The sequence below is a fragment of the Priestia sp. YIM B13491 genome, from assembly GCF_042787605.1.
Taxonomy (GTDB): Bacteria; Bacillota; Bacilli; order Bacillales; family Bacillaceae_H; genus Priestia; species Priestia megaterium_E.
In genome coordinates this window covers 369,075-390,806 of the sequence record NZ_JBHZOR010000002.1, presented here as the reverse complement: position 1 = coordinate 390,806, position 21,732 = coordinate 369,075, and the positions used below count along the sequence as shown (strand labels likewise).

At 38.5% G+C, this 21,732-nt stretch carries 17 protein-coding genes; 13 read left to right on the top strand and 4 right to left on the bottom strand.

What is annotated here, in order from left to right:
- Positions 1-275: 275 nt before the first annotated feature.
- Positions 276-1,589, top strand: a complete 1,314-nt coding sequence (locus ACFX4E_RS08150) for a hypothetical protein (RefSeq protein ID WP_377258016.1) — start codon at positions 276-278, stop codon at positions 1,587-1,589.
- A 517-nt stretch (positions 1,590-2,106) separates the two neighbouring features.
- Here ACFX4E_RS08150 and ACFX4E_RS08145 read toward each other — a convergent pair.
- Both ACFX4E_RS08145 and tagU read right to left on the bottom strand, forming a co-directional pair.
- Complete coding sequence (locus tag ACFX4E_RS08145) at positions 2,107-3,195, bottom strand: acyltransferase family protein (RefSeq protein WP_377258013.1); 1,089 nt, start codon at positions 3,193-3,195, stop codon at positions 2,107-2,109.
- Positions 3,196-3,354: 159 nt separating this feature from the next.
- Entirely contained in the window at positions 3,355-4,299 is a 945-nt protein-coding gene (gene tagU / locus ACFX4E_RS08140) for a polyisoprenyl-teichoic acid--peptidoglycan teichoic acid transferase TagU (protein WP_377258010.1), read from the bottom strand.
- Positions 4,300-4,479: 180 nt separating this feature from the next.
- On the opposite strand from tagU, the gene ACFX4E_RS08135 reads away from it, so the two are divergent.
- The 6 genes from ACFX4E_RS08135 (at position 4,480) to ACFX4E_RS08110 (ending at position 11,764) form a co-directional block, all read left to right on the top strand.
- Positions 4,480-5,253: an SGNH/GDSL hydrolase family protein gene (locus ACFX4E_RS08135; RefSeq protein WP_377258007.1), complete on the top strand. Its 774-nt coding sequence runs from the start codon at positions 4,480-4,482 to the stop codon at positions 5,251-5,253.
- A 358-nt stretch (positions 5,254-5,611) separates the two neighbouring features.
- The gene (locus ACFX4E_RS08130) at positions 5,612-6,373 is read left to right on the top strand and encodes a tyrosine-protein phosphatase (protein ID WP_377258004.1); all 762 of its coding nucleotides are present in this window, start codon (positions 5,612-5,614) and stop codon (positions 6,371-6,373) included.
- A 133-nt stretch (positions 6,374-6,506) separates the two neighbouring features.
- Complete coding sequence (locus ACFX4E_RS08125; protein WP_377258001.1) at positions 6,507-7,271, top strand: CpsB/CapC family capsule biosynthesis tyrosine phosphatase; 765 nt, start codon at positions 6,507-6,509, stop codon at positions 7,269-7,271.
- Between the two features lie 279 nt (positions 7,272-7,550).
- Positions 7,551-8,318, top strand: coding sequence for a tyrosine-protein phosphatase (locus ACFX4E_RS08120; protein ID WP_274863438.1), 768 nt, complete (start codon positions 7,551-7,553; stop codon positions 8,316-8,318).
- A gap of 100 nt (positions 8,319-8,418) precedes the next feature.
- Positions 8,419-10,140, top strand: a complete 1,722-nt coding sequence (locus ACFX4E_RS08115; RefSeq protein WP_377257998.1) for a pyruvate oxidase — start codon at positions 8,419-8,421, stop codon at positions 10,138-10,140.
- A gap of 43 nt (positions 10,141-10,183) precedes the next feature.
- Positions 10,184-11,764, top strand: coding sequence for an FMN-binding glutamate synthase family protein (locus ACFX4E_RS08110; RefSeq protein WP_377257995.1), 1,581 nt, complete (start codon positions 10,184-10,186; stop codon positions 11,762-11,764).
- A 24-nt stretch (positions 11,765-11,788) separates the two neighbouring features.
- Here ACFX4E_RS08110 and ACFX4E_RS08105 read toward each other — a convergent pair whose 3' ends face one another.
- Positions 11,789-12,415, bottom strand: coding sequence for a GntR family transcriptional regulator (locus ACFX4E_RS08105; RefSeq protein WP_336091376.1), 627 nt, complete (start codon positions 12,413-12,415; stop codon positions 11,789-11,791).
- A gap of 293 nt (positions 12,416-12,708) precedes the next feature.
- Between ACFX4E_RS08105 and garR the strand changes: the two genes are divergently transcribed.
- From garR to ACFX4E_RS08085, 4 genes are all read left to right on the top strand, one after another.
- On the top strand, positions 12,709-13,611 hold the full coding sequence (gene garR, locus ACFX4E_RS08100; protein WP_377257992.1) for a 2-hydroxy-3-oxopropionate reductase: 903 nt from the start codon (positions 12,709-12,711) through the stop codon (positions 13,609-13,611).
- Positions 13,608-15,047 (top strand): four-carbon acid sugar kinase family protein, encoded by a 1,440-nt coding sequence (locus ACFX4E_RS08095; RefSeq protein ID WP_377257989.1) that lies wholly within the window; start codon positions 13,608-13,610, stop codon positions 15,045-15,047. Before garR ends, ACFX4E_RS08095 begins: the two co-directional genes overlap by 4 nt.
- Before the next feature lie 106 nt (positions 15,048-15,153).
- Complete coding sequence (locus tag ACFX4E_RS08090) at positions 15,154-16,512, top strand: GntT/GntP/DsdX family permease (RefSeq protein ID WP_013055857.1); 1,359 nt, start codon at positions 15,154-15,156, stop codon at positions 16,510-16,512.
- Between the two features lie 139 nt (positions 16,513-16,651).
- Complete coding sequence (locus ACFX4E_RS08085; RefSeq protein WP_223546426.1) at positions 16,652-17,131, top strand: competence protein ComK; 480 nt, start codon at positions 16,652-16,654, stop codon at positions 17,129-17,131.
- Between the two features lie 100 nt (positions 17,132-17,231).
- Here ACFX4E_RS08085 and ACFX4E_RS08080 read toward each other — a convergent pair whose 3' ends face one another.
- Positions 17,232-17,723 carry a sigma-70 family RNA polymerase sigma factor gene (locus ACFX4E_RS08080; RefSeq protein WP_377257984.1) on the bottom strand — a complete coding sequence of 164 codons (492 nt, stop codon included), beginning with the start codon at positions 17,721-17,723 and terminating at the stop codon, positions 17,232-17,234.
- A gap of 463 nt (positions 17,724-18,186) precedes the next feature.
- Here ACFX4E_RS08080 and ACFX4E_RS08075 point away from each other — a divergent pair, with 463 nt between their 5' ends.
- Both ACFX4E_RS08075 and nirB read left to right on the top strand, forming a co-directional pair.
- A complete protein-coding gene (locus ACFX4E_RS08075; RefSeq protein WP_377257981.1) occupies positions 18,187-18,933 on the top strand; it encodes an SGNH/GDSL hydrolase family protein in 747 nt (248 codons plus the stop codon).
- 376 nt (positions 18,934-19,309) lie between these two features.
- Complete coding sequence (gene nirB, locus ACFX4E_RS08070) at positions 19,310-21,724, top strand: nitrite reductase large subunit NirB (protein ID WP_060746467.1); 2,415 nt, start codon at positions 19,310-19,312, stop codon at positions 21,722-21,724.
- Positions 21,725-21,732 lie beyond the last annotated feature (8 nt).

The window sequence follows — 21,732 nt, the reverse complement described above, 5'->3', positions numbered from 1 at the left end:
GGAATACAAGACGAGTGTACAGTTTAATTAATGCTAAGAATTAGGTTTTGGATGCTTAGAAAGCATTACATAACTGAATGAATAAGAAGTTATATCACTGTTCGAGTGCATGTAGGGCGTTAAAACCTTAATAAGCTTATACACGTACAGGGTTAGTTCTTTAGTATCGTTTATTTAGATAGAAAGTAGGCGTTAAATAGTATAGAGTTGAAAAAATGATTGGTATTTCCAATTGTGAATTAGTATAATAAGTCTAGTTAAGGAGGAAAAAAACATTGCAAAACATGTCTAATTCAAAACCATTAATTTACTTTTTTCTCGTATTTATATCTTTTTATGGAACAATTGCCGTATTTTTTGATAATACAATATTTAAGATATCCAAAGATATTATTTTGATATTTATTGTGTTAAGTTTTCTATTTTCATTTTTTACCCGTAAGGGATTTGAAAAACAAACATTTTCTATTATTTCTATGCTTGTCATTTTCAGTTGTATAAGTGGAATAGGTCTGTTTGGAAATTCCAGTGGATATTCTTCCACTGATTTTGTATATGGAGTTAAAACTACTATATTCCCAATGCTGGGCTTATTAATAGGTATCTCGCTTCGTGAAGCTAAAGTTAACATTGTTAAGCCTTTGTATATTGTTTTCTTCCTAATTATTATCGTGTGGTTCCTACAACGGATGTTGGGAGTTGAATCACTCATGTCTATGGGATTTGAATATGGGGTGAACGTTAAAACGTTTAATGGAAATTTACGTCTTCCTTCACTTGTAGGGACACCAGATGGTTATGCTTTTCTACTAAGTTTAATAGGAATTCTTATAGACTGGGATTTAACAAAACACGGAAAAAAGAAGCTTGCAATTTTGTTTAAGGTACTTACGCTAGTTTTCTTACTGTTGGCTACAATCAGATCGGCAATTATCTTCTGGCTAATCTATCAGCTAATTACTACTCTTCGTTCGTTCGCTAAGTTACCTAGAAGTTACGGATATACGGTTCTAGGTTTATTAATGTTTTTAATAATACCTGTTGTTTTAGGCGGTACATACATTTTTACAAATACAACTTTAGGTAGCGTTTCATCTACACAGGATAGACTTTCACACTGGGGTGACAATTTGTCACCGTTGTTCAGCCACCAGGGCTTGTATGGCGAGGGGATTGGTTCAGTTGGTGCAGCAAGCGTTTCTACAGCTGCATTGAATACAATGGAAAAAAGCTATGCAGTAGATAATCAATTCTTTGCTATCTATGAGCAAATGGGGATTTCTGGGGTCATTCTATTATTTTTATTATTTCTAACTTTAATGATTGGATGCCTGAATGCTAATCGGACAGGACTGGAAAATAACGCTAATGCTTTAATAATAGCCTTAGGCATATCTTCAATGTTCACAAATTGCCTTGAAATGTATCCTTTCAACATAATTCTTTGGATACAAATTGGAATGGCTTATCGAAATTCTTATTCAATCAATTATGAATTGGGTGTAACAAATAAAGAGAAAAAACCTCGAATTAAGTTTCGTTTGTTTGAAACACCAGAGCAAAAGGTACAAAAACAATTAAAATTTTAATTTGATGAAACAATATCAATAAAAAGCTAACCTTTTAGGCTGCCATATCACCAAATTTTAAAGGTGCGTGGCAGCCTTATTTTATTGATGAACCGTTCTCTCTTTCTCAAAAAACATAGAAATATTTTTACAAATCGGAAGTCATCAGGTTTTAAATTTAAATGTAGCTATTCTATTGCTGCATTGTCCCCATGCATGGTTTTCTCTTCTCAACATATTACTTACTACAGTCTTTTCTTTTGTGGAAATTTGGCACGTGCGTATAGGAAGTATAGTTAACATACGTTGTACGTTACCTCTTCCGATTCTGTTCTTATGAAATGAAACCCCATTTTAGACGTAATGTTTGGACGATCATTGACTCCTTTTGGTTCCTACTTGCATGCATTTGAACAACTAATCTTGCCTATACAAAAACACCTCCGAATAAGTACTTTGTTTAAGGGTACTTATTTGGAGGTGTTTTATAATGTTTCATTTAAATAGGTTAGTCTATTTAGCTAATAACTATTAGTATTTAAACAGCTTTTGGGTGATTAGATGTTCTATTATTTTGTTTTCTTCCTATTTTTAAAATATTACCTACAAGATATTTACCAAATGGCAATTTATTAATCACAGTAGCTAAAATAATAGAACCGGTGATACTTAATATTAATAAATATAAAGTATATGTAATCATATTCATATGAGGTAACGGTTTAATAGTATATAAGAACATCATATGTAATAGGTAAATGTTAAAAGAATAATTGCTTATTAGAACAATAAAGCTTGGAGCAAGTTTTATCTTTCCAGTTAAGTAAAAAATTAAGCAGATGATAGCTGTTGTATAAATTGGTATATCAGGTCTTTTAGAGGATGAATCAGGAAGTATTCCAACTAATTTTAGTCCTACTACCATACAATAAGCAACGACAGCAAAAAGTAAAATAATCTTTCCGTTTCTGTTCAACCAAAGTTTGAAAGCTTCGAAATCTTTACCTATATAATATCCTAAAGTAAAATAGAAAATCCATCCAATAGCTAATAGCCAATAACCTCTTTCCCAAATGTAGTCATGGAATGGAATTGCTTGAATAGGCTGTATAAATTTAAAAAAGGATAAATAAAGAACGTTTACTATTAGTGAAACAGGCAGTATGACTTTCGGAGATGCTTTTTCTAAATACTTTGGTACAAACATGTGAAGTAAATAAAACTGCAAAATTAACAAGATAAACCAAGCTACATAGTCACCAATTAAAATATTCTTTAATGATTCAACGATAAAAGATTTTAAGGTGATAGAGGCACCCAGCTCAAAGAAAGTATAAATAATTCCCATAAAGATGAAAGGTGTGATCAAAAACTTTACTCTTTTCTTTAAAAATCCTTTTGGCACACCTGAGGGATATGCTTTAGCTAATAAAAATTCTGAAATGAAAACGAATGACGGCGTTCCAAATAATGCAGCTGCATAAAACAAATGCAGAAAATAAACCATCGGTGTATTTTCACCTGTAAAGTAGTAATCGATCCCTTTCTGAATGGAATGGATAGTTACAACTGCCAGACATGCGAGGGCTCTTAACCAAAAAATTTCATTTACTAATTTCTTTTTCATATAAACCTCCAATTTAATTAATAATTAGACTATTGTACCACATATTTGAAAAATATTTGGGAATACTAGGGGTATTTTCAATCGAAATCCAACTATGTATAAGCAAGCAAAAATAAGTGAAAAAGTGAAAGAACTGATGCTTCTTTCACTTTTTATGTACTATTTAAGATTTAATTGTTCTTTTAACATACTAGATAGTTTTTCTCGTTCGGAGTCAGAAACAATATAGTAATAAATTCCATTCATTTTTGTTCCTTTACCATCAATTTGTATTTGTTCTAAGTCTTTACGAGCCTCTTTATAATTAGATTGAATACCTTTCATTTCATCAAATGTTAAATTCGTTCTTACATTATTACCGATTGCATCAAGAATATGACCGTAGTTAGCCAAAGACTTTACGCTTGCACCTTCTTCAATAACAGCTTGAATGATTTGTCGCTGTCTTTCTTGGCGTCCAAAATCTCCTCGTGGATCTTGATATCGCATACGGGTATAAAGTAAAGCTTTATCACCATCTAAATTTAGCGTGCCTTTTGAATAATGAACGCCATCGATATCAAAGGCAAAAGGGTTATTGACAGTAATGCCATCTACAGCATCCACAATATCTCTAAAACCTTCCATATTGACTTGTACGTAGTAATCAATAGGTACATTAAGGAAATTTTCTACAGTTTTAACAGACATATCTATGCCGCCAAAAGCATACGCATGATTAATTTTATCCTCTTTGCCCTTACCAATAATTTCAGTGCGCGTGTCACGAGGAATACTAACCATTTTTACTTTGTTAGTTGTAGGGTTAACGGTCATTAGAATAAGGGAATCAGATCGTCCTCGATCGGCACCACGCTGATCTACTCCCATTAGTAAGATGGAAATAGGATCCTTTTTTTCTAAACTTACTTGAGTGGAACGCTTGTCAGAAACTGATCTACTTAGTGGTTCATGTGTTTTGTTAAATGTATTGGCAACTGAATTATAAACAGAAAAGCCGTAGATGCCTACTCCGATAATAAGTAGCAAAATAATACCTAAAGCTATTTTAAATCCTTTTTTCTTTTTCTTTCTGCGCTTCTTACGCTTACGTTCTTCTTCCATTCTCACTCTTCCTTTACAAGAAATTTGTTGCTGATAATGTCAAGACTTTTAACATGTGATAAAAGACACAATCATTCTTCCATTCTACCAAAAAAAATGACAAAATTAATCATTTTTTATAAAAAATTTCTCGAATTATATTATAATGGATAAATAAACAAAATAGTAAGGAGATTATTTATGAAAGTATGGATTAATATTATTGCTATTCTCACTCTTATTGCTACTATAGTAGTGGGTAAAATGAATTGGAGTGAGAAAGTTGAGGCAGAAGGTGCTGCTCGTCCAACTGCAGTTGGTAGTTCATCGGTTCCTGCTTCTTCAAACGACTGGAAAAGCTATACGGAGAACCTTCCCACATCTATTGTAGAAAAATTGGAGAAGGCAAAGAAAACTGGAAAACCAATTAAGTTGGTTGTTGTAGGCTCACAAGATACCTCAACGGACTCAGGAGCATGGCCTGCTCAGCTAGAGAAAAAGTTGAACGATACATATGGATCTGCAGTAGAAGTTGAAGTTCAAGAATATAAAGATAAAAATTCACTTGAGTTTATACGCGAAAAACTCTATGAAAAGGTTATTGAAGCCAAGCCAGATATACTTTTATTTGAGCCATTTTTAGCTAATGATAATGGAATAGTGGGTATTACAAATACGCTTGATAATATCAGTTTAATTATGACTCATATCAATGAGAATGTAGACAATTTAGTAACGATTATTCAGCCGTCTCATCCCATTTATCACGCAACTAATTATCCAAAAGAGGCAGAGCAATTAAAGGCATTTGCTAAGAAAAATGAGTATGAGTATATCAATCATTGGTCACAATGGCCAAACAGTGATTCTGAAAGCTTGTTGAACTATTTGACTGCAGACAAGACAGCACCAAGTGAAAAAGGAAATACAGCGTGGGCAAAAGCTCTAGAAATTTATTTCACCAATAGTAAATGAAAAAGACTGTCTATCTAGACAGTCTTTTTTTGTGACATTATATAAAATTTTAAAAATAAAATTGAATTTTTTTGATAGAAAATATATTATATAAATATAAAGTGTTTGTTACATCGAACGATATTTCGATCCAACGAACAATTTTTCTTAATGAAGGATATTTGATGAAAAGCTAATAAATCAAAAGTCTTAATTTAAGCAAACTTTTCAACATCTTTTTTGTTCTTTTCGCGCTTTAATTTGAATATTTCACATGCATAAGCCTTTTAAATGGTATATTTTGTTAAAGTTACATCTTTTTAATTCTCTTCTTTTATTTTACTATTAAGTATATCTATATAATAAGAGGAGAGTTTTTATGATTGATATTCACACTTTTGTTTTACCTAACTTTAGTAAGGGACCAAAAGATAAGGATACATTTATACATATAGCTAAAATGCTTGTCAAACAAGGCGTTACCCATGCGGTAGCCACACCTACTATTAATAGCGAAGTATCAGTTGAGACTAAAGAAAGTATTCTTAATCAAATTGATATTGTTAATCGCCACTTAAAGGAACTATCAATCCCCTTGAAAATTCTTCCTGGACAAAAAGTTCGTTCATCTAGACAAATTTTAAGTTTATACACAGAAAGCTTGACTATTAACAATACAAACAAGTATTTAATGATAGATTTTACTGAAGAAGGCTCTGTTACTCAGTTTGACGATATTATTTATAAAATTCAGTTAAACGAAGTAGTGCCTATTATTAGTGAACCGGAAATATGTTCTTTTATCCTAGATAATCCTCAAAAGCTATATCAGTTTGTAAAGAATGGAGCAATTATTCAGTTATCGGCCGCTAGCATTTTAGGCCAAAATGGCCGTAAAGCAAAGCGAGCTGCTTTTCAATTTATAGAGCATGGTCTTGCTCACGTTATTGCATCAGGGGTGACAGCTCAAACATTTAACACATACGGATTGCAGCGAGCTTATGATGTGTTATTTAAACGTTACGGAAGTCGAACGGTCTATATGCTGAAAGAAAATGCAGAATCGATTATTCGAGGAGAAGCGTTAATTAAAGAACGTCCTGAACGAATCAAACAAGCAAAGTTTTTAGGAATATTTTAAGAAAGAGAACTTCAATGAAAATTGAGGTTCTTTTTTTATGAGATAATGGTTGAAAATAGAAAAAATAGGGTAGGAATTGGTATAATAATCGTAGAATATTACAAGTAAGTCAAATTTTAAGGGGGCTAGTAGAATGATTGATTTGTATACACATTTGTTGTTAAATGTAGGACAAGGTCCCAAAAGTGAAAGTGTATTTACAGAAATGGCTAAAAAGCTTGTGGATCAAGGTGTTAAAACTGCAGTTGTTGCGCCATGTAATAACGGAAGTGGCAGGATGCACCCAAAAGATATTAGAACGTATATACAACAAGCTAACGAACTGTTAAGCAGTAAATTTATACCTTTGCATTTAATAGGCGCTCAAGAAGTAATGGCTAGTTCAGACGTACCCATTCAATATGATAATCATGAGCTCATGACAGTCAATGAAAACAACAAATACTTATATTTGCGTTTGCCACCTCAAGGATTTCAATTTGATATAGAAACTCTTGTATATGATCTTCAATTATCAGGACTGATTCCAGTTTTCCTTCATCCAGAAAAATATCCATCATTTCAAGAAAACACTAATTCCTTATACAAAATTGCTAAGCAAGGAGCTGTCCTTTTAGCAGACGCCCAAAGCTTTTTGGGAATGAATAGTCGCAAAACAAAAAAAGTGGCTTTTCAACTGTTAGATCATGGTTTATGTCATGCAATTAGCTCAAGTGCAAATCCTTTTACATATCAAAAAGCTTCTTTAGCTAAAGTATATGATGCAATTAGTCATCAATACGGAGAAGCACTTAGAGATACCTTGATAGAAAACGCTCAAGCTATTGTCACTGGATACTCTATTCTAAAAGATGAGCCTGAACGCATCAAAAAAACAAAATTTCTAGGAATCTTTTAACTTTTCCCTTTGTACCCTGATTAACTTCTGTTTAATCAGGGTATTTGCATACAAAGACCTATTTCAATCCCTTCTTTTATCATCATTATTTGGAGTTATTTTACAAATTATGTTTGCGTTTTCACATAGAGTGATAGTAAAATATTGTTAGTTAAGTAGATGACAGGAAAGTACGCGGTTTTCCGGGGTTCGTGGTGGTAAATGTCGAGAAGAATACATAGTTTCACATTTAAAATCGTCGTAGAATAGAGCTATACAAAACGCAGGGAGGGAAATAAAGTGATTGATATTCATACGTACATATTGCCTAATATCGATAGCGGACCTGAGGAAGTAGACGGCTTTTTGAAGATGGCACGCTCCTTAGCGGATCAAGGTGTTCAGTCCGTTGTGGCGACGCCGCTTTATGATAGCGATCAAGAGTTTATGAAACACCATTTATTTCTCTATGTAAATGCAGCTAATGAATGGCTTACAAATTCATGTGTTCCTCTACAAGTATTACCAGGTCAGCTTGTCCCTTTATCGCCTCAACTTCTGCGAAACTATGAGCGAAATCAGCTTCTTACGCTTAATCACACCGATAAATATTTGTTTCTTTCACTGCCTGACTATGATATCTCACCTTATTTTGAAAAAACGCTGTATGATCTTCTCACAAAAGGCGTTGTGCCTATTCTACGTTCACCAGAATGTCATCCGATTTTTCGAGATCACCCTGAGCGTTTGTATGAGCTTGTTAAAAAAGGCGTACTTGTTCAGCTAAGCGCTGCTAGTATTCTCGGTTTAAACGGAAAAAAAGAAAGAAAAGCGGCGTGTATGTTTATTAAATACCGCTTAGCCCACGTGATTGCCTCTGGCGTTCATGCTCGCAATTACCACGACTATTCACTTTCAAAAGCGTATGATTACATTTCCGATATGTACGGTGCTTCAGAACTTTATTTTTTTATTGAAAATGCAGAAGCGATTATCGACGGTCGTCCGGTGCATCAATTAGAGCCTGAGCCGATGAAAAAATTTAGTTTATTTAAATTATTTAGCTAAAAACAAGGGACTTTTCCATAAAAACGGGAAAGTCCCTTGTTTTGTCTTTCTTTCATTGTGGTATGGAATAGAAACAAAGTTAAAGAAAGGAAGGCTGAATATGATAAAAACTACAGCTGGAAAAGCAGCTATGTCGGTATTAAAAGAATGGAAGATCAATCACATTTTCGGTATGCCCGGGGATTCAATCAATCATTTTATGGACAATCTGCGCAGTGAAAAAGATGAAATTGAGTTTATTCAAGTCCGTCACGAGGAAGTAGGCGCACTTGCGGCATCTTCTTACGCTAAAATTACAGGCAAAATCGGCGTGTGTCTGTCGATTGGAGGCCCGGGTGCGATTCATTTGTTAAACGGCTTATATGATGCCAAAGCAGACGGTGCACCGGTGCTAGTGCTAGCCGGACAGGTGCCTCGCGCGAAGCTTGGCAATGAATCGTTTCAAGAAGTGAACTTAGAACGTGTTTTTGACGATGTGTCGGTGTTTAATCACCGAGTAGATTCGCCGGAATCGTTTCCGCATCTGCTGCAGCAAGCGATTCGAACGGCTTATGCGAAAAAAGGCGTCGCAGTCTTAGTTATTCCAGATGATATTCCGTCTTCAACGATTAAAATTGATGAAAAAACGCCAGTTGCCAATGTATCAAAAAGTATTTCTCACAGTGACCCAGAAGATGTAGCTAAAGCTCTTCTAGCGATTAAATACGCAAAAAAACCGGTTATTTTAGCAGGAACAGGTGCAAAGCATGCGAAGCTTGAGTTAGCACAGTTTGCGGAAAAAATTGCGGCACCGATTATCTTTACGCTTCCGGGTAAAGGAATACTGCCGGATCATCATCCTTATAACCTGGGGCAGCTCGGGCAAATTGGGACAAAGCCGGCGTATGAAGCGATGGAAGAAACCGATTTGCTGATTATGATTGGAACTTCGTTTCCATACCGTGAGTTTTTACCGGACAAGGTTGAAGCGATTCAGCTGGACTCTGACGCTACACAAATCGGCAGACGCTATCCTGTATCGATTGGATTAGTCGGAGACTCTAAAACGACGCTCTCCCAGCTTGCGCATAATTTAGATTATCAAGAAAACCGCCGTTTCTTAGAAGAGTGTCAAGTTAATATGGAAAACTGGTGGAAGCACGTAGAAAAAGAAGAAAACGAAGTGAGCACGCCAATCAAGCCGCAGCAAGTCATCCCTAAGCTGCAAAAAATCGTCGATGATGATGCGATTGTATCTGTTGATGTCGGGAACGTGACGGTATGGATGGCGAGACATTTCCGCATGACAAATCAAAAATTTGTGATTTCAAGCTGGCTGGCAACGATGGGCTGCGGACTTCCGGCTGCGATTGCAGGAAAGCTTGCTCATCCTGAAAAACAATCGGTAGCCGTGTGCGGTGACGGAGGCTTTACGATGGTCATGCAAGATTTTGTGACGGCTGTGAAGTACAAGCTGCCAATTGTTGTAGTCGTTCTTAATAACAGTGAAATCGGCATGATTAAATATGAACAAGCCATTCAAGGTCACTTGGATTACCAAACGCAGCTTGGTGAAATGAACTTTGCGAAGTTCGCTGAATCGTGCGGAGGAATTGGCTACCGCGTTGAAAAACACGAGGAGCTGGAAACAGCGTTTGAAAAAGCAGCGCTTGCGAATGTTCCTGTTGTGATTGATGTTGTGATTGCGGATGAACCGCCGCTTCCAGGCAAAATTTCATTCGGACAAGCAGCCAATTATTCGAAGCACATCATGAAAAAGTTCTTCAAAGAACATGAGCTCGAAATGCCGCCGCTTCGTAAAGGACTAAGCAGAATGCTTTAATCAGTGACTCTCCGTATAGGAGAGTCTTTTTAGGAGGGATATCATGGGAGTGTTTGAAATCATTTTACTTATTTTTGGTGCGGTCATGATGCTTGTGATTGTAGTGCCGGTTATTATTGCTATTATTCTTTGGTTGAAAGATGAAAAACAAGAAGAGCATTCGGTTTTGAGAAACTATCCGCTGCTCGGAAAAATGCGCTATATTTTTGAGAAAATGGGGCCTGAACTGCGTCAGTATTTATTTTTAAATAATAATGAAGGCAAGCCGTTTTCTCGAAATCAATACGAGCAAACCGTTAAGTCAGGCAAATACCTCAACCGAATGATGGGATTTGGCTCAGAGCGTGATTTTAGCGAACCGGGCTACTACATTCGAAACGCGGTGTTTCCAAAGCAGCGCGACGAAATGAAAGCGGATAATACGCAAAAAATTAAAACGAAAGTATATAAAATGGACGCCGATAACTTATTCAGCCGAAGAGAGCACCGAGAAGAAAAAGAAGCGGATCCGTTTTATTTGCGAGATGAAGAAGCGGTCGTTATAGGTCCTTCATGCAAAAAGCCGTTTGTTGTAAAAGGATTAATCGGTCAATCCGGTATGAGCTTTGGAGCGCTTGGTGACCACGCGATTACGGCTTTATCACTAGGTTTAGGACGAGCAGGCGGCACGTGGATGAACACGGGAGAAGGCGGACTGTCACCGTATCATTTAAAAGGAAACGTCGATATCATTTTTCAAATTGGTCCCGGGCTTTTTGGCGTTCGTACAAAAAAAGGTGAATTTTCATGGGAAGAATTTAAAAAGAAAAGTGAAATGGAGCAAATCAAAGCGTTTGAAATTAAGCTCGCTCAAGGAGCTAAAACGCGAGGCGGTCACGTAGACGGTTCAAAAGTAACGGAAGAAATCGCTGAAATCCGCAACTTAAAGCCAGGAGAATCGGTAGACAGCCCAAACCGCTTTAAAGAGTTTGCGTCGTATCCTGAAATGTTCCAGTTTATTGAAAAACTTCGAGATGTGGGCGGCAAGCCAGTAGGCATTAAAATGGTTGTCGGAAACACAAATGATCTTGAAGAAATGGCGGCTTATATGAAAGAGACGGGAAGCGGTCCTGATTTTATTACGATCGACGGAGCTGAAGGCGGAACAGGCGCATCGTTTCAGGAATTAGCGGACGGAGCGGGGGTACCGCTGTTTTCAGGACTTCCTTTTGTGGATGAACTGCTTAAAAAGTATGGCGTTCGTGATGAAGTAAAGCTTTTTGCATCGGGCAAGCTGTTAACGGCAGATAAAATTGCGACGGCTTTATCACTGGGTGCCGATTGCGTAAATATTGCCAGAGGCTTTATGTTTTCTGTCGGCTGTATTCAAGCGCAGGTTTGTCACAACAACCGTTGTCCAGTAGGCGTAGCCACAACAGATCCGAAGCTGCAAAAAGCGCTTATTATTGAAGAAAAGTCATACCGCGTGTGCAACTACGTGCTGTCATTACGTGAAGGATTGTTTAATTTAGCAGCAGCTGCCGGTATTGATTCACCGACAAAGTTTTCAAAAAAACACGTGGTGTTCAAAAACAGCAGCGGACAGTTAGCCGATATTTCTGTAAAAGAAAAGATGTACGTATAAAAAAGCTGCCAATCGGCAGCTTTTTTATTGTCTTCTCTGAAGCAAATGCAGGCAAAACTCTAAGTCTTTTTGTAGGTGCTCTTGCATTAGCGCTTCAGCTTTTTCAGCATTGCGTTCTTTAATAGCTTTATAAATGTCTTCGTGTTCGTCAATTAAAAACGGGCGGTTGTAAAATACGACCGTATGACGGAATAAGTAAATGATCGACTGCATGCGATCGATGATATTAATCATGACGTCATTGTTGCTTGCGTTCACAATAATGGCGTGAAAACGTTCATTTGCGCTCATGATTTCTTCAAACGAGCCGTTTCTTCCTGTGTCTACGCATTCCTTTAATTCTTCTAATTCGCTGTCAGATAAAAAAGTTGCAGCAGCTTTAGAAGCTGAGCCTTCTAGCAGCATTCGCACTTCAAACAAGTTGCGTAAGTCTTTTTCTGTCGGCGACACCACTTTTTTTCGGACAATCAGCCCTTCATATTCTAAGCGTCTAATAGAATCACGAATCGGGGTTCGGCTGAATCCAAGCTCGCTCGCTAATTTTTCTTCGACGATTTTTGTACCGCCTTCAAGCTCACCGTTTAAAATTTTATCTCGAATCATCTCATAAGAAGGGTGATGAGACGAACGAGAACCTTGATTTCTTAACATACTCTACTTCACCTCTAGCATTCGACACGAGGAAATCTCGTCTCTTTCTCTCTTTATTTTTTATCATTTTGTACGCGTATACCCAAATCATACTATAACTTGTGAAAAGGTGGGACGGAAAGTTTCGGTTTTGGAAATAAATTTCATTTAAAAAAAGGCTAGACAAATAAATAAAATGCGAATATGATGAGTGTATACAAAATTATCAGAAATGTATACAAAAAATATTTTAACGTATACATTCTTTTTTTAAACGTATTTGAAAACGTATACAACAAGGGGAGGAAACGAAAATGACAAAACGCGTTGGATTTATTGGACTTGGAATTATGGGAAAACCGATGACACTCAATTTATTAAAAGCAGGCTTTGAGGTAACGGTTTACGATATTAATAAAGCAGCAGTAGAAGAAGTGAAAGCAGCAGGAGGATTTGGAGCAGAAAGTCTTGCTGAAGTTGCAGTGAACAGCGAAGTGATGATCACGATGCTTCCAGCTTCACATCATGTAAAAAGCGTAGTGCTTGGAGAAGAAGGGTTAATTCATAGCGCCAAAGAAGGAAGCGTTATCATCGATATGAGTTCCATTTCACCGGTAGCATCAAAAGAAATTGCGGCTGAGCTTGCACAAAAAGGAATTCACATGCTAGACGCTCCGGTTAGCGGCGGAGAGCCAAAAGCAATTGACGGCACGCTTGCAATTATGGTCGGAGGAAATGAGCACATCTTTGAAAGCGTTTCACCTATTCTTCATGCGATGGGAGCAGAAATAACGCTTGTTGGAGACAACGGAAGCGGCGTAACGGCTAAGCTTGCAAACCAAGTGATTGTAAACTTAAACATTGCAGCGATGTCTGAAGCACTTGTACTAGCAGCCAAAGCAGGCATTGACGTTGAAAAAATGTATCAAGCGATTCGCGGCGGATTAGCAGGAAGCGCTGTATTAGATGCAAAAGTGCCGCTTATTTTAGACCGCAACTTTGTAGCAGGCGGACGCATTGATATTAACTTAAAAGATATGACAAACGTGATGGAAACGGCTCATGACATTGGCGTACCGCTTCCGCTTTCAAGTCAGCTTGTGGAAATTTTCCATGCGTTAAAAGTAGACGGAAAAGCAAGCGATGATCACGGTGGGATTGTACAGTACTATGAAAAGTTAGCAAACGTTGAAGTGAAAAAGAAGGTGAAAGCATGATTAAACAAGATGAAAAACGTCTTGTAAGCGATGTGTTTAAAAACATTCCAGCAGTCGACGAAGCACTTGTGCAAAAAATGCTCGACGAAGAGCTTTTGACGTTCAACCAAAAAATCATCGTACTAGATGATGATCCAACCGGTGTTCAAACCGTTAACGGTATTTCCGTCTATACAGACTGGAGCAAAGACAGCATCAAGCAAGGATTTTTAGAAGAAAACTCCATGTTTTTTATTCTAACAAATTCACGCGGATTTACCGCTTCTGAAACGGAAAAAGCCCACGCGGACATTGCTGCTGTTATTACAGAGGTAGCGGCTGAAGTAGATAAAGAGTTTTTAATTATCAGCAGAGGTGATTCGACTCTTCGCGGTCACTACCCGTTAGAAACAGAAGTATTAAAGAAAACCGTTGAACAGCACTCAAATCAAGTGCTTGACGGCGAAGTGATTTTTCCTTTCTTTAAAGAAGGCGGACGATTCACAGTTGATAACATTCACTACGTGCAAGATGAAGACTACTTAGTGCCGGCAGGAGAAACGGAGTTTGCAAAAGACCGTACGTTTGGCTACAGCAAGTCTCATTTAGGCGAATGGGTAGAAGAAAAGTCAGAAGGGAAATTCAAAGCAAGTCATACGACGTATATTTCGCTTAGGAGCATTCGTGCACTTGATTTAGTAACGATTACAAATCAGTTAATGGAAGTGAAAGACTTTAACAAAGTGATTGTGAACGCAGTGGATTATGTAGACGTGAAAGTTGTGACGATTGCGCTTCTTCGCGCGATGAAGCTTGGAAAGCACTTTATGTATCGAAGCGCTGCGGCTTTAACAAAAGTAATGGGCGGCGTGAGCGATAAAGACCTTTTAACAAAAGAAGAGCTCATTAAAGAAAAGTCGTCAAACGGCGGATTAATTATGGTTGGTTCGCACGTTAAAAAAACAACGGAGCAGTTAGAAGAATTAAAGAAATGCAGCTTCATTGAATTTATTGAATTTGATTGTCATCTTGTCTTAGAACCTGAAAAGTTTGAAGAAGAAGTGAACCGTATTATCAATGAAGCAGAGAAGCTTATTTCACAAGGTCAAACGGTAGCCGTCTATACAAGACGCGAGCGCTTAGATCTTGGCGAAGGGAAAAAAGAAGAAGAACTTAAATTATCGGTAAAAATTTCAGATGCGGTTACAAGCATTGTTCGCCGCTTGAACGTTCGTCCAAACTTTATCGTTGCAAAAGGCGGCATTACGTCAAGTGATATTGGCGTAAACGGCTTATCCGTAAAGCGCGCGACGGTTGCTGGACAAATCAAACCCGGCATTCCGGTATGGGTAACGGGAGAGGAAAGCAAGTTTCCAGGCATTGCATACATCATTTTCCCTGGAAACGTTGGAGCCAAAACAACGCTTCGTGAAACGGTTGAATTATTAAGTAAATAAGCAGAAGTGAACGTACAAGGTGCGTTCACTTTAGAAAATATTTGAAAGCGTATACATTATTTGGATGTACGTACATGAAAAATGGTCACACTAAGGGGATGAACATATGAATTCAGTATTCGGATTAAGTCATGAAGCAAGTCTTTTGCTGTATGCAATTGTATCGATCGTTGGACTTATCTTTTTAATTGCTAAGTTTAAAACAAATCCGTTCGTAGCGCTGATTGTTGCGGCTTTGTTTATGGGTCTTATTTCAGGTATGAAGCTGCCTGATATCGTAACAGCTTTCCAAGAAGGAGTAGCGAGCGTCTTAGGATTTATCGCGATTGTTCTTGGTCTTGGGACGATGTTAGGTAAAATGATGGCAGAGTCAGGCGGAGCCGAGCGTATTGCCCGCACGTTAATTAAAGTATTCGGTGAAAAGAACGTACACTGGGCCATGATGGTTGTAGCCGTTATTTGCGGTATCCCAGTCTTTTTCCAAGTTGGTGTTGTGTTATTAATTCCGCTTGTGTTTGTAATTGCCAAGCATACGGGTACGTCACTTATTAAAATCGGTTTATCATTAATTGCCGGTTTAGCCGTTGTTCACAGTTTAGTACCGCCGCATCCGGCAGCGATGCTAGCGGTGGATATCTTCAAAGCAGATTTAGGTAAAACGATTTTGTATTCATTAGTTGTGGCATTCCCAGCTGCAGCAGTGGCAGGTCCTATTTACGGATCGTTCATTTCACGCCGTGTTCACGTAGAGCCAACGGGTGAAATTATGGAGCAGTTCACAGAGTCGAAGCATAAAGATCTTCCTGGTTTCGGCATTACGTTATTCACGATTTTACTTCCAGTACTATTAATGCTTTTAGCAACAATTACTGGGTTTGTTTATCCAGAAACAAGTACGATTCGCTATGTAACAAACTTTATCGGAAGTCCAATCGTAGCGCTGTTAATTTCGCTAGTGTTTGCTTTTTATTCGTTCGGTTTTGCAAGAGGATACAACAAAGACGATTTATTAAAATTCACAAACGAATGTCTTGGACCCGTTGCTTCGATCATTTTAATCATCGGTGCAGGCGGCGGTTTTAACAAAATTTTAACAGCAAGCGGTGTAGGTGACGCGATTGCAGGATTTGCTCAAGATGCTCATCTTTCTCCTATCGTGCTAGCGTTTGTGATTGCCGGGTTAATTCGTGCAGCAGTTGGTTCAGCAACAGTAGCCATGACCACAGCAGCAGGTATTGTCGCACCCATTGCAGCAACGATGCCAAACGTAAGCCCAGAGCTATTGGTGCTAGCAACAGGCGCAGGTTCTGTAATGCTATCGCACGTAAATGATTCTGGCTTCTGGTTAATCAAAGAATTCTTCAACATGTCAGTGGCCCAAACGTTAAAAACGTGGACAGTGATGGAAACGATTCTATCATTTGCGGCGTTTGCAATGGTTCTTATTTTAGACATTTTTATTTAAAAGAAAAGCGCTGGCTTCAGCGCTTTTTTCTTTGGATATAAAATAAATTCAAAATATTTCAAATAATGAGAAAAAAAGACTAGATTTTTCCCGTTTCGATAGTATAGAATAGTTATAAAGTAGCAAAGGGGGTAGATGTATGACAAATGATGAAAAGTATCAAATTGGTTTGACGACAAAAGCATTAATTCCAGTGAATGATCCTGTGCACCGAACGAAGGTGCTAGATGAAGCAGGAGAATACATGTTAAGCAAGACGTGTAAGCAATTATTAGAAGAAGCGTGCATTCGAGAATTAAGTACGTTTAAAGGGTCTATTGCTGCCGTTCGAAAAATGTTTCCGTACAAACAGCTTACGCCGCTTGTTATTAACCGTTCACAAGCCATCATTGCGTTTCCGACATCTTCGCCAAATGACTATAGCTGCACCTGGATTTTTGCCTCTCATGTTCATACTTCACACACGCTTGCTACAGTTGATCCAACCTCCATGCTAATTCACTTCAAAGATGGAACGTTCATTCCAGTTAAGCTTTCTTATTATAGTTTAGAAAAAAAGCTGGCCAGAGCGGCTGTTATTCGTAATTACTGTTTAGAAAGTCCGGTTGTCTTGGCATAATCGTTCGATTTATCGAATAAACTTGTCCTACATATGAACAATCATTTGGACTACACATGTGTACTAAAAGAGGAAGCTTATCATAAGCTTCCTCTTTTTCTTACTCCCTAAGAAGTGAGGCCTTTAGCTTTTTGCGAGCTGCTTTTCCCCAGTTTTTAACGGCTCCCGTGGAGACTCCGTATTTGTAGGCGATATCTTTATACGAGTAGCCTTCTAGCAGATGTTCGATTACATAGATTTTTTCTCTTCCCGTTAAGTGTTCGATATGCTGCTTGATAATTTCACTTTCTAGCGGAACGGGAAGAGCGAGATCTTCGTTCAGTGAAAGCAGGTTTTGCTCAGCCGGTGTTTCCCGTTCTTCGTATGAAATGGTGCCTTTTAAATGAGAAAGGATCGTACCCCGCACGGTTGTGTAGGCATAAGCAGAAAAAGATCCTTTGTTTTCGTCAAATTTTTGATACGCTCTCCATAAACCAATCAACGCAATTTGATAATATTCGTCGTAGTCTTTGTAAATATGAAATTTTTTAATCATCGACACAATTAATGGATGAAAAGATGAAGCGATTTGATCAAACGAGCTTTTTTGCATGTAGCATTCCTTTTTCAAAAACGCGTTTTTGCTGTATTCCGCCGGTATCTCTACTGTACAAGGGGAAGATCACATGTGCGAATGAGCGTACATTATGTTTTTTTTTAAGAAACGTGACGTAATTTCCCCGGAAACTTCACGTTTCGCTAGGAAATATGCGAAGTATACGTGTATTTGTAGAGATTTTACGTACGAAAGGTCCCCCATTCCAAATTCTACTAATCTATACTATTTATATATCGATGTAGCAACTCTACCATCACGGAAGAGCGGTGATGGTAGAGTTGCTAGACCTAAGCGGCAGTCACCCTCCCTTGCGGGTTTGCGCCTGCCGCATATGTGAACCTTTTTGGGCAAATTCAGTGAAGTATTTGTGTGGTTGTCTCTTTGTTTATTCTATTGAATGTAAGTTGGGTGGGCAGAATATAGTTGGTTTTTAAAAAGTGGGTAAAGGGGAGATTGAATGAAGGCGATGGTTGGGGTAAATGTGGCGGCTGCTGTTTTGTGCGGGGCGGTGATGTATGCGGGGACGCAGCACTGGCAGGAGCAAACGGAAGCGCAGGCAAGTGAAGTAAAAACTGCTGTTGTACATAAAGAAAAACAGTTTTCTGATGTATCTGCTTATACAAAAAATCTTCCAGACTTTATCACAAAGCAAATCCAGTCATCTATCGCAAATAAAAAGCCTCTGACTCTTGTGCTTGTCACATCCGCGAAGGAAGCAGGTTGGCCACAGCAGTTAAAAAAAGAGCTAGCAGCTACATATGGACGTGATGTGTTTACGGTTAAAACCCTTTCATATGGTAACGGGACAACCGATGAGCTTTTATCCTCACATATTGCCGATCAAATTGATCAACTTCAGCCAAACATTATTCTGTTTGAAGCACCTCTTAAAAATGATTATCAGCACCTTACGCTAGATGAGACGCTTGAAAATACAGACAAGCTAATTCATCAGCTCAAAGACTTGAAAAAAACCCTTATGGTTCAGCCGTCACAGCCATATATTTCACAAACCGAGTCCTATGAAGAAGGGGTAGAAGCGATCAGGGGAGTATCTGAAGCAAACTGGGTATATTATATGAATCACTCGCTCATTTGGCCGTTTCATTTAGGAGAGTATTTAAATAAAGACAATGGTAATTTAACGAAAAAAGGAAATGAGGTGTGGGGCGAATACGTTGTTAATTGGTTTACGGGAAAATAAAAAGACAAGCCCTCTTTCAAAAAAGGGGGCTTGTCTTTTTGTAGTTTTTAGAACAAGACTATCAAACTATTGATCATTTTTCATAGGAGTGATTTTTATCATAGCTCAGGTTATTTATTCTTGCTAAATTAATGTTGTGAAAAACATCACAAAATGAAATGCAAAGGATGAGCTCAATTAATACGTAATTAGACCATTTATTTTTTTACTTGCTGTTAAAGCAATGGAATCGCATACATACCATAACTGTGTTAGATAATCTAACACATAAGTTGAACGATTCAGAAAATTCATATATCTTAAATGTATCTTTAAAGATGCATAGGAAATATATCTTTGGAACAAGCAGGTATAGACGCCAGGGGAGGAATGGAAGATGCAAAAAAAGAAACTCGTATTGATTGGAAATGGAATGGCTGGAGTTCGAGCGATTGAAGAAGTATTGAAGGTTTCAAGCGAAGCGTTTGACATTACGATTTTCGGAAGCGAGCCGCATCCGAACTATAATCGTATTTTACTATCAAAAGTGCTGCAAGGAGATACGAATGTTGAAGACATTACGTTAAACGATTGGAACTGGTATCAAGAAAACAATATTACATTATATACGGGCGAAACGGTTACTAGTATCGATTCAGTGAAAAAAGAAGTAGCGACGAACAGCGGCAGAGTAGAATCGTATGATGAGTTGATTTTAGCAACGGGCTCTCTTCCTTTTATTCTTCCGATTCCAGGGTCTGATAAAAAAGGAGTTACGGCTTTTCGAGATATAAAAGACACGGATGAAATGCTTCAGGCTTCTCAGCAGTATAAAAAAGCAGCGGTTATTGGAGGCGGACTGCTTGGACTAGAAGCAGCGCGCGGACTGTTAAATTTGGGGATGGACGTATCTGTCATTCATTTAGCTCCGTATTTAATGGAACGTCAGCTTGATCCAACAGCCGGCAAATTGCTTCAAAACGAATTAGAAAAACAAGGCATGAAGTTTTTGCTTGAAAAACAAACGGCGGAAATCGTCGGCGATGAGCGAGTTGAAGGGTTATCTTTTAAAGACGGGGTGTTTTTAGACGCTGATTTAGTCGTGATGGCGGTTGGAATTAAGCCAAATGTTCAGCTTGCAAAAGAAGCAGGACTTAACGTAAATCGAGGAATTGTTGTAAATGACTATATGCAAACGGATATTCCAAACATCTACGCGGTTGGAGAATGTGCAGAGCATAGAGGAATGGTATACGGACTGGTGGCACCTCTGTATGAACAAGGAAAAGCATTAGCAAAAGCGATTTGCGGTGCAGAAAAAGTGCCTTATGAAGGATCGGTTTTATCCACGCAGCTAAAAGTATCAGGTGTTGAAGTGTTTTCCGCAGGAGACTTCACGGAAGATGAAGAGAAAAAAGCGATCAAAGTGTTCGATGAACAAGACGGCATTTATAAAAAGCTTGTTTTGCGAGGGAATCAAATTGTAGGAGCCGTTCTTTTTGGAGACAGCAGCGACGGAAATCGACTGTTTTCAATGATTCAAAAGCAAGAAGATGTATCCGATGTCGCGAAAGTGTCGATTTTACAGCCATCTGGCGGTAATGCGGGTGAAAGCTTAGTAGCAAGCATGAGCGCCGATGATATTATTTGCGGCTGTAACGGCGTAACAAAAGGTACGATTGTGGAAGCTATCCAAAAACAAGGATGCTCATCGGTTGATGAAATCAAAGCTTGTACAAGTGCCTCTCGCTCCTGCGGAGGATGTAAACCGCTTGTAGCGGAAGTGCTTCAGCATACTCTTGGCGCTGACTTTGACGCGGCGATTCAAAAAGAAGCGATTTGCGGCTGTACGACTTTGTCACGAGATGAAGTTGTCGAAGAAATCAAAGCAAAAGGCCTTTCGCATACGCGTGAAGTGATGAATGTACTTGGCTGGAATAATGAAGAAGGCTGTTCGAAATGCCGTCCGGCGCTAAACTATTATTTAGGTATGGTGAATCCAACCGGATACGTTGATGAACGCGAATCACGATTTGTGAATGAACGTATGCACGCAAATATTCAAAAAGACGGCACGTATTCTGTTGTTCCTCGCATGTACGGAGGCGTTACAAATGCAGAAGATTTACGAAAAATTGCCGATGTTGTTGATAAATATGAAATTCCGCTCGTAAAAGTGACGGGTGGTCAGCGTCTTGATTTGTTTGGCGTTAAAAAAGAAGATTTGCCTAGCGTATGGGAAGAGTTAGATATGCCTTCCGGCTACGCGTACGGTAAGTCGCTGCGGACGGTGAAAACATGCGTCGGCGAACAGTTTTGCCGTTTTGGCACGCAGGATTCAATGGGCGTTGGAATTACGCTTGAGAAAAAATTTGAAGGACTATGGACGCCTCATAAAGTGAAAATGGCTGTATCTGCTTGTCCGAGAAGCTGTGCTGAGTCAGGTATTAAAGATATTGGCTTTATTGGAATTGACGGCGGCTGGGAAATTTACGTAGGCGGAAATGGAGGTACGCATCTTCGCGGCGGAGATTTATTGTATAAAGTAAAAACAGACGAAGAATTGATGGACATCACAGGAGCTTATTTGCAGTATTACCGAGAAACGGCTAATTATTTAGAACGTACGTCTGCATGGATTGAGCGCATGGGACTTTCGCACATTCAGTCCGTGCTTAATGACGCTGAGACGAGAAGAGAGCTGAATATGCGTATGGACGAAGCGTTATCTACGTACCGTGATCCTTGGAAAGAAATCGTCGAAAGCAAAAAGACGAAAAAAGAGCTATTCGAAACAGTTGTCACATCATAAAGCTGGGG